At 66.8% G+C, this 14,991-nt stretch carries 10 protein-coding genes and 3 pseudogenes; 2 read left to right on the forward strand and 11 right to left on the reverse strand.

The annotated features are described in order from the left end of the window. From PSRA_RS07070 to PSRA_RS07085, 4 genes and pseudogenes are all read right to left on the reverse strand, one after another. A pseudogene (locus PSRA_RS07070) lies at nt 1-860 on the reverse strand (hypothetical protein); the annotation flags it as partial. A 221-nt stretch (nt 861-1,081) separates the two neighbouring features. Beyond that, nucleotides 1,082-3,001 (reverse strand): 2-isopropylmalate synthase, encoded by a 1,920-nt coding sequence (gene leuA / locus PSRA_RS07075; RefSeq protein ID WP_094661206.1) that lies wholly within the window; start codon nt 2,999-3,001, stop codon nt 1,082-1,084. 237 nt (nt 3,002-3,238) lie between these two features. Further along, the gene (locus PSRA_RS07080; protein ID WP_245834942.1) at nt 3,239-4,009 is read right to left on the reverse strand and encodes a LuxR C-terminal-related transcriptional regulator; all 771 of its coding nucleotides are present in this window, start codon (nt 4,007-4,009) and stop codon (nt 3,239-3,241) included. A gap of 173 nt (nt 4,010-4,182) precedes the next feature. Next, nucleotides 4,183-5,712 carry a sensor histidine kinase gene (locus tag PSRA_RS07085; protein WP_143516398.1) on the reverse strand — a complete coding sequence of 510 codons (1,530 nt, stop codon included), beginning with the start codon at nt 5,710-5,712 and terminating at the stop codon, nt 4,183-4,185. 380 nt (nt 5,713-6,092) lie between these two features. Here PSRA_RS07085 and PSRA_RS07090 point away from each other — a divergent pair, with 380 nt between their 5' ends. Further along, nucleotides 6,093-7,628: a PspC domain-containing protein gene (locus tag PSRA_RS07090; RefSeq protein ID WP_158216364.1), complete on the forward strand. Its 1,536-nt coding sequence runs from the start codon at nt 6,093-6,095 to the stop codon at nt 7,626-7,628. Between the two features lie 102 nt (nt 7,629-7,730). Continuing rightward, nucleotides 7,731-8,267: a hypothetical protein gene (locus PSRA_RS07095; protein WP_094661209.1), complete on the forward strand. Its 537-nt coding sequence runs from the start codon at nt 7,731-7,733 to the stop codon at nt 8,265-8,267. A 13-nt stretch (nt 8,268-8,280) separates the two neighbouring features. On the opposite strand, the gene PSRA_RS07100 is transcribed toward PSRA_RS07095, so the two are convergent. From PSRA_RS07100 to PSRA_RS09395, 7 genes and pseudogenes are all read right to left on the reverse strand, one after another. After that, nucleotides 8,281-8,907, reverse strand: coding sequence for a DUF5701 family protein (locus PSRA_RS07100; RefSeq protein WP_094661210.1), 627 nt, complete (start codon nt 8,905-8,907; stop codon nt 8,281-8,283). 201 nt (nt 8,908-9,108) lie between these two features. After that, on the reverse strand, nt 9,109-9,717 hold the full coding sequence (locus PSRA_RS07105) for an ACT domain-containing protein (RefSeq protein WP_094661211.1): 609 nt from the start codon (nt 9,715-9,717) through the stop codon (nt 9,109-9,111). 97 nt (nt 9,718-9,814) lie between these two features. Further along, entirely contained in the window at nt 9,815-10,579 is a 765-nt protein-coding gene (locus PSRA_RS07110; RefSeq protein WP_094661212.1) for an aspartate kinase, read from the reverse strand. A 135-nt stretch (nt 10,580-10,714) separates the two neighbouring features. After that, nucleotides 10,715-10,912, reverse strand: a pseudogene (locus PSRA_RS07115) (toprim domain-containing protein); the annotation flags it as partial. Nucleotides 10,913-11,245: 333 nt separating this feature from the next. Further along, nucleotides 11,246-11,683 (reverse strand): annotated as a pseudogene (locus PSRA_RS07120) (recombination mediator RecR); the annotation flags it as partial. Beyond that, nucleotides 11,670-14,474, reverse strand: a complete 2,805-nt coding sequence (gene dnaX / locus PSRA_RS07125) for a DNA polymerase III subunit gamma/tau (protein WP_158216365.1) — start codon at nt 14,472-14,474, stop codon at nt 11,670-11,672. The pseudogene PSRA_RS07120 and the gene dnaX, both read right to left, overlap by 14 nt. Nucleotides 14,475-14,546: 72 nt before the next feature. Beyond that, nucleotides 14,547-14,990, reverse strand: a complete 444-nt coding sequence (locus PSRA_RS09395) for an Rv3654c family TadE-like protein (protein WP_275542335.1) — start codon at nt 14,988-14,990, stop codon at nt 14,547-14,549. Nucleotide 14,991 lies beyond the last annotated feature (1 nt).

Genomic DNA, 14,991 nt, shown 5'->3' on the forward strand with positions numbered 1-14,991 from the left:
AACAGCTCGATCGTGCCCCGGCGGATCTCGAGGTCGATCTCGAGGTCCCTGAGCTCCCGGCAGCGTTCCCGCGCCTTGCCGCGCAGGGACTCCGCCTCGTCGCGCAGGGACTCCGTCTCGCCCCGCAGCTCGTCCGCCTCCCGGCGCAGGGCGTCGGCCTGCTCGCGCAGGGACGCGATGACCCGGAGCAGCTCCTCCACGTCCGCCGCCGAGACCGCCTCCCCGGCCCCGGCGGCCGGCTTGCCGGAGGCCTTTCCCGCCGCCTTCCCGGCAGGCTTTCCCGCCGCCTTCCCGGCGGTCTTCCCCGCGGCCTTGGCGGCAGGCTTTCCCGCGGCCTTGGCGGCGGGCCCTCCGGCCCCTCCCGTCCGCGCGGCGTCGGCCGCGCCGGCGCGCACGGCGCGCCCCGTCACGTCATCCATGGTCGGCTCCTCCAGTCCGCCGGGGTCCCGGCCCTCCAATCCTCTCACGGACCCCGCCGCCGGCGCCACCGGCACGCCGCCCGCCGCGGGAACCCGCCGCGACGGATCCGCACGGTCCACCCACTTGCGCAGCGTCCCGGGAGACGGATACCCCAGGCACCGGCACGTGCGCTGCACGCACCGGCCATGCGTCAGGAAATGCTCCACCGCCGCGCGCCTGAGCCCCTCGGGATACCCGCCCGCCGGCGCCGGCACCCTCGCGGGCGCGACCCTGCCCGGCACGCCCCCGTACCTCTCCGACGCGTACCGGCGGTACCACGCGCGCACCGAATGCCGGCTCGCCGGATACCCCAGCTCCCGCACCACGGCCGTCGCGCTCCGGTCCAGCCGCTCATACAACTCACACGCCCTGAGCCTCTGCTCCCGCGTATAACTAGCCATGACGCCCTCCAGTCAAAAGTCCAAGAAAACGTCACCACCTCGCAAGCCATCACACTGTTCCGGGAGGAAGGGCGCACGTTCGGGGGTTCGGGTATGCAAATAGTTCGGGTATGCAAATATGCAAAAGGGGGACCGGGAAATCCCGATCCCCCTTTCTCACAGGTTCACAGACCTACTGGCTCGCGTAGGCACGCAGGCCCGCCGGCTCTTCCGCTCGAGAATCAGTCCTCGCGCGGGGCGGTGGCGCGCTCGTGGCGGTTCACCGCGGAGATGATTGCCTTCAGCGCGGAGGTGGTGGTGGAGGAGTCGATGCCGACGCCCCAGATAACCTCGCAATCCGACTCCTCGCCGATCTCGCACTCCACATAGGAAGCGGCGACGGCATCCGCGCCGGTTCCCATGGTGTGCTCGGCGTAGTCATTCACCGAAACCGTCAGGCCCAGCACGTTCAGTGCGCTGACGAATGCAGCGATCGGACCGTTGCCCACGCCCGAGATGATGCGCTCGGTCGGGTTCTTCAGGTCGGCGCCGCGGTCGAGGAGCTTGACCTTGAGCACGGTGTCGGAGCCGTCCTCGCCGGAGCTCACCTGGAGGTTGAGGAGCTTGAGGCGGCCCCACGGCTTGAGGGATTCATCCTCGGAATCGCCCATCATGTGGCCCGCGGCGGTCGAACCGTTCGCCTCGACCGGCAGGTACTCGTTCTTGAACAGGCGCCAGATATCCTCGTCCTTGACCTCGCGCTTCGTCTCGTCGGCGTAGCGCTGCACCACCTTCTCGAATTCGATCTGGAGGCGCTTGGGCAGGTCGAGGCCGTGGTTCACCTTGAGCAGGTAGGCCATGCCGCCTTTGCCGGACTGCGAGTTGACACGGATCACGGCTTCGTAGGAGCGGCCGATGTCCTTCGGGTCGATCGGCAGGTACGGCACGAGCCACACGAACTTGTCGAGGTCCGCGCCCGCGCGCTCCGCGGCGGCCTGACGCGCCTCGAGGCCCTTCTTGATGGCGTCCTGATGCGAGCCGGAGAACGCCGTGAACACGAAGTTGCCGGCGTAGGGATGGCGCTCGGAGATCTTGACCTGGTTGCAGTACTCCACGGTCTTGCGGATCTGGGGGACGTTCGACAGATCGACCTGCGGATCGATGCCCTGCACAAGCAGGTTGAGGCCCAGGGTGACGAGATCCACGTTGCCGGTGCGTTCGCCGTTGCCGAGCAGGCAGCCCTCGACGCGGTCCACGCCGGCGAGCAGCGCAAGCTCAGTGGCGGCCACGGCCATGCCGCAGTCGTTGTGCGGGTGGATGGAGAGCACGACGGAGTCGCGGTTCTTCAGGTTGTTGTTCATGTACTCGAGCTCGTCGGCGAACACGTTCGGCGTGGTCATCTCGACGGTGGCGGGCACATTGATGATCATCGGGTGATCGGGCGTCGGCTTGATGACGTCGATGACGGCGTTGCACACCTCGACGGCGTACTCCGGCTCGGTGCCCGTAAAGGACTCCGGGGAATACTCGTACGAGATGTCGATGCCCTCGGCCTCGCTCTCGAGCTTCTTGCACAGCTCGGCCGCATCGGTGGCGAGCTTCTTGCAGCCGTCCTTGTCCTTGCGGAACACGACTTCGCGCTGCAGCACGGACACGGAGTTGTAGAAATGCACGATGGCGCGCTTGCAACCGCGCAGCGATTCATAGGTCTTGCGAATGAGGTGCTCGCGCGCCTGGGTGAGCACGGCGATCGTGACGTCGTCCGGGATGAGCTCGCGCTCGATAAGCATGCGGATGAAGTCGTAATCCGTCTCGGACGCGGACGGGAAGCCAACCTCGATCTCCTTGTAGCCCATGGACACGAGGAGGTTCCAGAAGCGCAGCTTGCGCTCGGAATCCATCGGGTTGACGAGGGCCTGGTTGCCGTCGCGCAGGTCGACGGAGCACCAGCGCGGGGCGCGGTGCAGCCGCTTGGTCGGCCATGTGCGCTGCGGGTAGTCGAACGGCACCTGCTTGTCGTATGCCACGTACTTGTAGTACGGCATCGAGCTTGGCTTCTGGGGAGCGCCCACGAATCGCGCCGGGGGCAGCAGCGGATCATTGTTCCCTCCATTGGACGCCGCGGCTTCGGCTGCCAAATCAAACACTGATGACTGATCCATGCTTTCCTCCTTTGCTGGATGTGTAAAACGTTCCTTTTCCCGCCAAACCGAGCCGAAAAAGGCCATATCGCGCCCTAGTTTACGCGTTCGAAACGGAAAATGACTACTTACGGCACGTCGCGTGGACACCACGGCTGCAACGCATGCATCCCCGCGGAGAAATGCGGCATGTCGCGCCGGCTTTGCGACGCGGTTGCGACACGATATGCGCGTGGCTGCGGCGCATGGTTCGCGAGGTCATACGATGCGCCGGTGGGCGGCCCATCGTGCGAGTTCCCCACGATTCGACAACTGCAGTTTGCGCAGCACGGCCGAGACATGGGTCTCGACCGTCTTAACCGAAATGAACAGCTCGGCGGCGACCTCCTTATATGAGTATCCGCGCGCTATCAGGCGCATGACCTGCTGCTCGCGGGGCGAGAGCACATCGATCGAGACATCCTCCTCCGCGTCATCCCCGAGGGCGTCGAGCGCGATGCCCAGTTCGAGATCGGTTCCATTGGAAACGCCGGCCCCGCTCGCGGCGCCCCGCGCACCCGAAGCGCCCGTACCACCCTTCGCAGCACCAGCGCCGGATGCTCCGCCGGCTCCTGCGCCGTCCGTTGTGAGCGAAGCGGGATCGGGGCGCAGTGCGGATAGCACGAATCCCGCGAGCTTCGGGCTGAACACCGCGTACCCTTCCGCCACCTGCTGGATCGAGGCGAGCAGATCGGCGGCGGTGATTGTTTTCGTCACGTAGCCCCGGGCGCCGGCCCTGATGACGGCGCCGACATCGGCCGGGGCATCGGACACCGACAGCGCGAGGTACAGCGTCGACGGAGCGCCGGGCATGGCGCGCAGGATGATCTCCGCGCCGCCTCCCCCGTTGCCGCCCGGCACATGCACGTCGAGCAGCACGACGTCGGGCCGCGTCTCGTCGATCATGCGCACGGCGCCGTCCACGTCCGCGGCCTGGCCGACGATGTCGCACTCCCCGGCAATCGTATCGATAACGCCGCGCCGGAACATCTCGTGGTCGTCGACGACGGCCACGCGCACCCTCGGCGTCGCTGCCGCGCCATCGGGCTCGGTGCCGGCTCCGGCGTCGGAGTCGGTGCCGGTACCCGCTCCTGCAACCTGGCCCGGATCGGTTATCGCATCCGCTTCGGCCATCTTGCGATCCGTCATATCCACTCCTTTCCTCATCGTGCATCCTCCTCTTGTTGCGTCTGGTCTTGTCGCGTCATCTGGTCTTCCGCCGCAGTGCCCTCCGCCTGCGCCGTGCCATCCGGCTGCGCAGTGCCGTCCGGCTGCGCCGCATCGGAATTGCCCACAACATCGCGAAGCCGCAGATGCACCTCGGTGCCCCAACCGGGACGCGAATCGATCGTGGCGACGCCCGACACGCGTCGCATGCGTTCGAGAATCGAATCCCGCACACCGCGGTGCCCCTCGGGCAGATGCGTCACATCGAAGCCGTCGCCGTGATCGCGCACATACACGTCCACTGTGTCGGCGAACCCCATGGCGTCATCCATAACCTCCGCATACACGGAGATCGGCGGCGCCCCGTGCCTCGCCGCATTGCGCAACGCCTCGGCCATGGCCGCGACCATCGTGCGCAGGCGCGGCGTCATGCGCCGGTCCCCCACCACAACAACGTCGATCGGCTTCTCCTGGGCATCCTCGATCTGCGCGGCAACCCGCTTGATGGCACGAGACAGCGTATCCGCCTGCGCCGCGGGATCGGCGTGCGGGGAAGACGGTGCGGCAAGCGCATCCAGCGTCGCCTCGTCCACGATTCCCCTTCTCCGCGCAGTACCAACCGCGGCAGAATCCGTGCCGCCCCCAGCTCCGGCGTGCGCAGCGGATGCACCGGTCGAGTCGCCGCCATCCATGCCCGAACCCGCACTCTTCGCGCCGGTCTCGGCATCCGGATGAAGCACGGCACCCGGGTCGCCGTAGAGCCATTCGCGCAGATCGCGTTCCTGGCCACGTGCCAGGGCGCGCGTCTTATCAGGATCGTCGGCATGCAACTGGATCAGAGCCAGCGTCTGGAGAACGGAATCATGCAGATGCGTGGCGTAATCGGCCCGCAGCTCCTCCCGCGCGGCGCGGGCGCGCTCCTCCCCGAGATTCGCCACAAGACTCAGCCACCACGGCGCGATGATCAGCACAATCGCCACCACGAGGATGACACCGCCCAGAAGGCCTCGCACCACATACGCCCATGGCATGAGCACGCGGCACACGAGCACGACACCGGCCACCGTGATGACGGCGCTTCCGACGGCGAGAACGACGTACAGCGGACGGGGCCGCGTCTCCCCGGCATCCGCGGCGTTCATGATCAGCGTCATCTGCGTCCAGCCCAGCGCGATGCCGACGAACATGCACACGATGCCGGACACCGCCATCGTGTTTTTGACCGCCAGCTCCAGCACAAGGAACAGAAACACCGCAAGCACGGCGATGACATCGCACACGTCACCCAGCCTCACGGTGCTGAGACGGCGCGATGCCGTGCGGGCACGGGACGCCATGTCGACAAGGCGGCTCAAGGGCGTCGAGCCAAGCGGCGTCGTACCACTCGGTGTCGAACCAGTCGGCGCCGAACCATGCAGCGCCGCGTCATGCGGTGCGGAACCGCCCGAAGCGGCATCCGCCGGTGCCGGGCCGGACGGCGAAGCGCCCCGCCGCGACTGCGATGCGTCATGTCTGCGATGAACCATGTTCCTCCCCTCCCTTCTGTTTTTGAGTTGTTGGTGTTGGGTTGTTGGTTCCTGGTTGTTGGTTTCCGATTTCCGATTTTCTGACGTCGTTTCCAACGTCACGCTTCCGCGCGCGAACTCCTATGGCGCTACGTTACCGCCTCGCGTACGCCCGCGAGGGCGAGTTCAGGGTCATCTGGGAAAAAATCAGGGTTGAATCAGGGCAAACCCTGATAGCGGAACGCACGGTTCTGCGATGGAATAGTCCTAGCACCGCACGGGAATCAACGCCACGCGGAAAACACCGTCGCACGGAAAACACCGCCACGCGGAAAACACCGTCATACGGAAAACACCGTGCGGAGAGAACGAAGAACCAATCGAGCGAAGGACTGATTGAGATGAACGCACAGGAACCGAGCGACCGAGGACCGGAGGATATCCGGAACGCCTCGCAGACCCCGGATACCACCGGACGGCAGCCGGCCTGGGAAACACCGAACGGTCAAGCACCGTACGGAGATTCGGCGCGCGAAAACCCGCCGGACGGCAAACCGGTGGGGCACGGATTCTTCGACTGGATCCGAAGCTGGGGCATCGAACGCAGCAGCCGACGCTGGATCGGCGGCGTATCGGGCGGCATCGCGAATCGGCTTGGCTGGGATCCCCTCGTCATCCGCATCATCTGGCTCGCCCTTGCAATGGCAGGCGGCCTAGGCTTGATGCTGTACGGCCTGGCATGGATGCTGCTGCCTGACGAGCGCGACGGCACGATTCTTCTCGAATCGGCCATCGAACGCGGCGAATGCAGCGGCGGCTTCTGGATGGCGCTTGTGTTCATCCTTCTCGGCACGCCGGCGCTCGCGCCCATCAGTATCCCGCTAGCGCTGCTGCTGGCCGTCGCCCTCATCGTGCTCTACCTGTCGGACCGGCATTCCGGCTTCTCCCGTTCACGCTCATACCGCGAACGGCAAGGCACCACGGTTGGGGGTGCGGCGCCCGACCACGGCATCGACCGCGGAGCCGACACCAGAGCGGCGTCCGCCGGCTCACCCCGGCGCGTCGTGCATTCCTATCGCCCCATCAGCCCTGCAATCGCCATCGCCTTCGCCGGCATTATCCTTGTCTCGCTTGGCGTCATCCTGCTTCTCGAGCGTGGCTCCGGCATCTCCACACCGGATTTTCTGTTCGTCATCGCCCTCTGGGCCGCTGGCAGCACGCTGGCCCTGGGCCTGACGCTGATCATCGCCGGCCTTGCCGGGCACAAAAGCGGCGCCCTGGGACCGCTATCCGTCATCATGCTCATCATCGCGCTGATGGCGACGAGCGCACAGTCGGCCACGACGTCGCTGCCGATCGACGGCATACGCCCGGGAGATGCCGGCGTCACGATGACATCATCCACCGTCACCTACGCCTCCAAGGACCTGCCCGGCTTGAAGAAAGGCCTCAACGCCCAGATGTCAACGGTCACGATTGACTTGCGTGACTGGAGCGACAGCCATGGCAGCGCATGCCCCACCGGAACGATACCGATGTGGGCGACCGCGAGCACCGTCAGGGTCCTCCTTCCCTCCGGATGCAAGGCCTCGGTGAATGATGACGAGCCCAGCGTCAGCGGATACTATGCAGGCGTCATCGTGTACGACCCAACGTCCGATGATTGGAATGACGACCGTGACGCAACGGCCGCAGGCGACCCAGAGGACACAGACGACCACAGCGGCATCGGCATCACACTGAACCTCGGCACTCCGCACAGCTCTTCGGATTCCGACGCCACCGGCACGTCCGGCACATCCGGCACCACCGATGCATCGGATACCGCCGATGTCTCCACTTCCGCCACGGCTTCGAAGGATTCGGGGAGCGCCGACCCCGACAATGTCCTGGACATCCACATGATCCTCGTCGGCCAGCTCATCATCGGCAACTAAGCGGGTTACAGAGGCGTCATCGCACACGTCTCCCCACACTCAACACCCCGTACGAAACACCCCGCGCATCGCGGACCAGACAATGTTATGAAAGGACACGTCATGTCACAGGAAGACATCAACCCGGAAAACACCCATCCGGAAAACACCGCCTCGTCGGGCGCCACGTCGCCGGACACGATTCCCACCATCGAGATCGACGGCGAAAACATCGGAGGCGGTGCCACGCCAAGCGACGAGACGCCCGACGTCGACCCCACCACCCCGCTGCGCGCCCGCGCCGCCAGCGACCAGCGCGATGCCGCGGCCGGGTACGCCTCCGAGGCCGCGCGCAACGGATATCCCGGCGCCGGCGAGCCGCCGCACACGGGCGACCCCTACGCCGCCTATCCGGGATGGGACCGCGGCAAACGCAAGGTCGTGGTCTATGACAAGCCGGGCGCCAGCATCGGCACGGTGGTCCTGGGCGCCATCGTCGCCATCTGTTCGGCGGCCATGATCACGCTGCTGGTGTTCGGCAACATGCTGGCCGTGCCGGATTTCTGGCAGCGCTTCGGCGCCTTCGCGGCCATCGGAGTCGGCATCGCGCTGATTATCGGAGCCATCGTCTCGGGCATCCGCAACCGTCGGCAGAAATAACGCCCGCCATGCACTACCGGCTGAGCAGCGACACGCCCACGCGGGCCATGCAGTATGCGTTGCCCAGCCAAGTGTGCTTGGAGTTCGGCCACACGCTTCCCAGACGCGCGGAGTTCTGGCTCATCCAGATACTCGGCACGCGGCCATCCGTGGAGCGTGACCCCAGAAGATTGAATCCGTTCTTCGCCTCCAGCCATTCCGTGTGCTGGGTGGCGACGGCAAGCCCCTCCTCCATTGTCAGGGGCAGGCGGTCGTCGGATTCCATGAGTTTGCGCGCCACGTCGGGCTCGCGGTTGAGGTAGCACGTGCCGGTATGCGGCTGCACGACGAGGTAGAACGGCCCCTCCGGCGGCTCGAATCCCTCGGTGGGCTCGAAGCTGGCGATATCGCGCGGGGGCATCGTGGTGAAGCCGGCGTGGCGGTTGATGCTGGTGCGCGCGATCAACGATTCGGGGCTCACGAGCTCGCGCGTCGGGACGAGCAGGACCTCGTCCGTGAGCACATCGTTGAGCTCGAGGGCGTGGACAAGCGGAGACGCCAATGCGCGGAAGGCGGCTGCCGACATATCGGCGACATCGGGGTAGCCAAGAGCCACGAGCCGATCGAGCTGTTTCAACACTTCATCTGATGCCTGGGACATATCTCCAGACTACCTCGCGATCCGCCGCAAGAGCATCGTGCGCCACACCACGCGCCATATCGCACCCTTACCAGCCGCCGCCATCGCACACAAAACAAAACCACGCACATCGGCGGAATCGTGAAGGATTCCACAGATGCGCGCGGTTCAAGCCAAGCAGGCTGCGACAACCAGGCCGCGGCCCAACGCAGGCCGGGAGACTCAGCGGCCGGTGCCGCCGTAGACGACGGCTTCCACGGAGTCGGCGTCGAGGCCGAAGGCGGTGTGCACGGCGCGCACGGCGTCCTTCATGTCCTCGAGCGGCACGACGGCGGAGATGCGGATCTCGGAGGTCGAAATCATAAGCACGTTGATGCCCTTGTCGGACAGCGCCTTGAAGAAACGGGCCGTGATGCCGGAATGCGTCTTCATGCCCACGCCGATCAGCGACACCTTGGCGATGCCGGTGTTCGTGTCGGCGGACTGGTAGCCGATGGCGTCCTTATTCGCGCGGATGAGCTCGGACGCCTTGCGCACCTGGGCCTCCGGCACGGTCAGGGAGACGTCAGCCGTGGCGCCGGGCTCGCCGAACTGGGAGATGGAGCCGTTGTCGCCATGCTCGGCGAGCGCCTGCACGATCATGTCGATGTTGATGCCGGCCTCGGCGAGAAGCGTGAACACGGTGGTCACGCAGCCCGGGCGGTCCGGGATGCCTCGCAGGGTGATCATGGCCTCGGAGCCGTCATTCGCCACACCGGAGATCACCGGGGACTCGGGGCCGTTGAGGTCGGGGAAGATGTCTCCCATAGACTTGCTTTCTTCTTCCGTCATGTGTCTGTCCTTTTGCTCGAAATTCGGAAGTCTTGCCAAACGTTTGGATGCCGGGACGCCATGTGGCGCCGCGGTCAGTCGATGCGATCCGCCGCGGTCAGTCGATGTTCGGGATGCTGTTCGCGTCCACGCCGTCGCCCACCACGATGGTGCCGGGCAGGTGCGAGAACGAGCTGCGCACATGAATCGGCATCTTGAAGCGGCGCGCGTACTCGACGCAGCGCAGCGCCAGCACCTTCGACCCCGACGCGGCCATCTCGAGGACGGCATCGTAGGAAATCGACGGAATGCGCTGGGCGGTCGGCACGATGCGCGGATCGGCGGTGAACACGCCGTCGACATCCGTGTAGATTTCGCACACGTCGGCGCCGAGCGCCACGGCGAGCGCCACGGCGGAGGTGTCGGAACCGCCGCGGCCGAGGGTGGTCGCGTCGCCGAGGGAGTTCACGCCCTGGAATCCCGCGACGATGCCGATCTCGCCCTGGTGCAGCGCGTTGATGACGCGGTCGGGCTTGACGGCGCGGATATGCGCCGCGCCGTAGCGGGCATCCGTGACGAAGCCGGCCTGCGAGCCGGTGAAGGAGTGGGCGTGCTCGCCCTGGGAATGGATGGCCATCGCGAGAAGCGACATGGAGATGCGCTCACCGGCGGTCATAAGCATATCGAGCTCGCGTGCCGGCGGCTGGGAATCGACCTCCTTGGCCTGGTCGATGAGTTCGTCGGTTGTGTCGCCCATGGCGGACACGACCACGGCAACGTCATTGCCCTTGCGCTTCGTTTCGATGATTCGACGCGCGACGCGCTTGATCGAATCCGTATCCGCAACGGAGGAGCCACCGTATTTCTGAACGATAAGAGCCACGTTAATCCAATCCTCGATGTGCGGGCATCATTATACCCAACCGCGTTGATACTACGTTGGCGCAAGGCGTGCAACGACGCGGTTTTCCACCATGTGGAACGCCGTCATGGAACGCCCGCGGAGACTGCTCTCGCGCTACACGCGACGGCGGCCGGCGATGGCGCGACCGAGCGTCATCTCGTCCGCGTATTCGAGGTCGCTGCCGACGGGCAGGCCGCTCGCCAGGCGCGACACCGTGATGCCGAAAGGCGCGAGCAGACCGCTGAGATACGTCGTCGTCGCCTCTCCCTCGATATCCGGGTCGAGCGCGATGATAACCTCCTCGACAGGCGGCACGACCATATGCGGCAGCGGGGCCGCGGACGCCTCGATTGCCGCGGTTGTTGGATCGGCCGCGGTCGCCGAATCTACGGCGGATGTCGAATCCGTGGTAGACGCGGTGGCGTCGCGGGATGCGGTTGCGTCGGCGGATACGGCATGCGCGGCGGATTCCTGCGCCGCAATACCCGCGTAGATGCCGCCCGCCGGAGCCACCGTGGCGGCGGATGAAGCGGTCGGGGCACCAGCCGCACCAGCCGCACCAGCCGCAGCGGATGCATCGTCGGCCGTCACCGTTCCTGAAAAGCTCGCCGCAGCATCATGCGCCGGACGCGGCCCGGGCGTAGCGCCGGACACCGACTCGTCGAGCGTCAGCGCGCCGTCGGGACCGAGGCGCCTGAGCAGCTGCACGATGCGCAGGTCCTGCGGGCGCACGTTCGCCATGGGGTTGATGACGCCGCCGAGCACGTGATAGAGCCCGTGGAACTCATGCGTGCGCTCGATGCTCATGACATCCTTGGGCTCCTGCACCACGCACAGCACGCGCGGGTCGCGGCGCGGGTCGGCGCAGATGGGGCAGATCCGCGATTCGCAGACATTGCCGCAGATATCGCAGAAGCGCACCTTGCGCCGCAGGTCGGTGACGGATTCAGCGAGCGCCTCGACCTGCTTCTCATCGGCCGACAGCAGGTAGAACGCGATGCGCTGCGCGCCTTTCTGCCCAATGCCGGGAAGCGCGGAGAACGCGTCGATCACGTTCTGGATAGCGCCGTCATACAGTGCCATTCTCACCGTCCTTCGTGACCTGCCTGATCTCCTTGGCGTCCAGCATCTTGGCGATCTGGTCGATGGTCAGGGTGTCGTCATAGTTGGCGTCGTCGAGCGAGTATTCGTCGCCTGGGTCGTCAGGGTAGCCGGGGCCGCCCTCGGGGGCGTCGTCAGGGTACGGTCCGGGTTGGTAGGGGTTCGCCGGATAGGGGCCGGGTTGCGCCTGAGGTGCCTGCGGCGCGGGGCGCGCGGGTGCGGCGAAGGCGGCGGGGGCGCCCGGGTTGGCGGCACCTTGGCTGGCGGCAGGCGTGCCGAAGCCCACGGGTTCAAACGATTGACCCGCCGTTTGCGGCACCGACTGCTGTGCCGGGCCGGCAAGTGCCGGGCTCGCGGACGCCGGGTTCGCGGACGCATGACTTGCATGTGCCGGGCCGGCAGGCGCCGGTTCCCGCATCGCCGCCTGCGAAGCCCGGGTCACCGTCTGCGCAGCCCGCGCGGGCGCCTGCGACGGAGCCTGCGTGGCCCACGGGTCGACGGAGTCGGAATCGTCGGGCACGGCGACATGCTTCTGATGGTGCTCGGGCGTCGGCTCGATGGGCTGCACCTGCGCCAGTGACGGCTGGCCCGCCCACGGGTCGACGGCATCCTGCGCGGCCGACGATCCGGCTGACGATCCGGCCGGCGGTCCGGCCGGCGCGGAAGACGCGCCCGTTCCATGCGGCATGCCGCCAGCGGAGGGCGCCGATGCGCCGGCGTGGCCTCGGTCAGAGTTGTCGGAATCGCCGGAACCGGAGCCATCGGAGGAATCACCGGCCTGCGCCCCGGAGCCCTGTGCCGCCCCATGCCCCTCGCCGGAGCCGGACGACTGACCTTCTGTGGCGCGCGCCGGTGTCTGCAAATCGGAGGCGCTGCCCAGCGCACTGCCGCCGCGAAGCTGGATGCCGTACATCAGCGCCGCGCGACGCGCCGCCTGCTGTTCTTGCTCGGGCATGCGCGACAGCGGGACGGATTTCTTGCCGTCCGCGGTCTGCGGCGTCGGGGCGATGGCGGTTCCGGAACCGAAGACTTTCTGCACGGCCTCGGCCGTCAGGCGCGTCACGGGCTTGTCGCCGGAGATGGCCAGCGAGAATGCCTGTTGCGCCACGGGGTGCACGAAGGTGAGGTTGAGCCTGGCGCGTGCCGGATTGCGCGGATCGCGGTGCAGATGCACGGTCGGCACCTGCGAGCGGTCGACGAACACCTTGGCGTCGTCCGGAAGGGACGCGACGGCGGTATCCCACATCTCGTCCACGTTCCCGTCTGCAACAGACGCCGCTCCAGAGGCAGGCGCGGCCGCGGCGGCGGACGCCGCCCCACGCTGCGGCTGCGCGGCCGGGCGGGAAGCCTGCTGGGGCGCCGCCTCGGAGGCGGCCGGGCGGCCCTCACCCTGACGGCCGGCGCCTGACAGGGCGGAGTCGAGCGTGGCGCTTTCGGCATTCATCTGCGACAGCGCGGATGTCAGCGCATCCGAACTGGTGATGCCCGCATTCGGGCGGGCGCCGGCAGAATCGCCCTGCCCCTGGCGAGGCGCCACGGAATTCGCAGGGCCGGCAGATGCCGCGGAAGCGCGCGGTCCGGCGCTGCCTGCACCACGATTCCCGGGAACCGCACCGACGGAGACGCCGGGCGCGGCGGCCGGGGCACCGGCGCCGGGCGCGGGCTCGTAATCCGCAGGAACGAGAAGCTTCGCGGCCAGCAGCTCGAGCCTCATGCGCGGGGAGATGGCGCCGGCCATCTGCTCCAGGGCCTCGTTAATCGTCTCGGCCATCCACGTGAGCTTCGGCAGTCCCAGCGCAGACGCCTGGCGACGCAGCTCGGCGTCGTCCTCGACGCGCACATCGTCGCTGATAACCGACTCCGCCTGTTCGCCGGCCAGCGTGAGAACCATGAGGTCGCGCACGCGGGACAGCAAATCGTCGACGAATTTCTTCGGCTCGTATCCGCCGACGACCACCTTGTTAACGATGCCGTACAGCTTGGCGCCGTCCGAGTCGATAACCGCGTCGATGGCCTCGCCGATCAGGGAATCGGGCGTGAATCCCAGGAGCCGCACCGCGGAATCGTAGGTGATGGTGCCTCCGTCGGCGCCGACCATAAGCTGGTCGAGCACCGACAGCGTGTCTCGCACCGAGCCGCCGCCCGCGCGCATCACAAGGCGCAGCACGCCTTGCTCGGGGGTGATGGACTCCTTGGAGCACACCTCCTCCAGATAAGGTCCCATGATCTCCGGGGGCACGAGGCGGAACGGATAGTGATGGGTGCGCGAACGGATGGTGCCGATAACCTTGTCGGGCTCCGTGGTGGCGAAGATGAACATGACGTTGTCCGGCGGCTCCTCCACGGTTTTCAACAGCGCGTTGAAGCTCTGCGGCGTCACCATATGCGCCTCGTCGAGGATGATGATCTTGTAGCGGTCGCGCGTCGGGCCGTAGGTCACGCGGTCGCGCAGGTCGCGCGCGTCCTCGACGCCGTTGTGGCTCGCCGCGTCGATCTCCATGACGTCGATCGACCCCGGGCCATTGGCGGCCAGCTCGCGGCAGCTGTCGCATTTGCCGCACGGGTGGGACGTGGGCCCTTCGACGCAGTTGACGCAGCGGGCGAGGATACGCGCCGAGCTCGTCTTGCCGCAGCCGCGGGGGCCGCTGAACAGATAGGCATGTGTGAGCCTGTTGTTGTCGAGCGCGCGGCACAGCGGCTCCGTGACCTGCCTCTGGCCGATAACGCCATCAAAAGTATCCGGACGATACCGCCGGTACAACGCCAATGCCATCTGACACTCCTTACCTATGGACTTCCAGATTACCGAGCGACATGCCATCGTGAACAGCCCCCATAAGTCCTGTCACGGACAGTCTATCGGACCGGCGCGCGACATGGCCCGCGCACGGAATCCGAAGCCGCCCGACGCCATGCCTCCCGGCGCGCCCATCGATGCCCCGGATCCGGGCGGTGCCCCTGACGCGAGTATTCCCCGCGACACGGTGACCGTCACGTCCTCGCCATCGAAGGAGCAGGCCTCGAGATATGCGGCGTGCCGTTCGGCAACTGTCCGCGCCTCGGCGCACGATGCCGTGACGTCGGCGCCCTCGCTGCGACGATACGCCGCCGCGAGGGCCGCCTGGTCGGCCGCTGTGCGCACGACGGATTTGGATACCATCGTGCCGCCGACCACCGCGACCGCGCACAGCATCACGGCGATGACGAGCATGACGGTCAGCCCCGCCACGCTGCCCGAGCCTCGCTGTTCCGCGCCACCTTTTCCACATGGTCCTTGTCCGCATGTCATC

Origin of the sequence: Pseudoscardovia radai (assembly GCF_002259605.1) — a bacterium.
Classification (GTDB): domain Bacteria; phylum Actinomycetota; class Actinomycetes; order Actinomycetales; family Bifidobacteriaceae; genus Pseudoscardovia; species Pseudoscardovia radai.

Coding starts and splice junctions, on each gene's coding strand:
- leuA (WP_094661206.1), bottom strand. CDS start 3,001: ATGGATCAGTCATCAGTGTTTGATTTGGCAGCCGAAGCCGCGGCGTCC.
- PSRA_RS07080 (WP_245834942.1), bottom strand. CDS start 4,009: ATGTTCCGGCGCGGCGTTATCGATACGATTGCCGGGGAGTGCGACATC.
- PSRA_RS07085 (WP_143516398.1), bottom strand. CDS start 5,712: ATGGTTCATCGCAGACATGACGCATCGCAGTCGCGGCGGGGCGCTTCG.
- PSRA_RS07090 (WP_158216364.1), top strand. CDS start 6,093: ATGAACGCACAGGAACCGAGCGACCGAGGACCGGAGGATATCCGGAAC.
- PSRA_RS07095 (WP_094661209.1), top strand. CDS start 7,731: ATGTCACAGGAAGACATCAACCCGGAAAACACCCATCCGGAAAACACC.
- PSRA_RS07100 (WP_094661210.1), bottom strand. CDS start 8,907: ATGTCCCAGGCATCAGATGAAGTGTTGAAACAGCTCGATCGGCTCGTG.
- PSRA_RS07105 (WP_094661211.1), bottom strand. CDS start 9,717: ATGACGGAAGAAGAAAGCAAGTCTATGGGAGACATCTTCCCCGACCTC.
- dnaX (WP_158216365.1), bottom strand. CDS start 14,474: ATGGCATTGGCGTTGTACCGGCGGTATCGTCCGGATACTTTTGATGGC.
- PSRA_RS09395 (WP_275542335.1), bottom strand. CDS start 14,990: ATGACATGCGGACAAGGACCATGTGGAAAAGGTGGCGCGGAACAGCGA.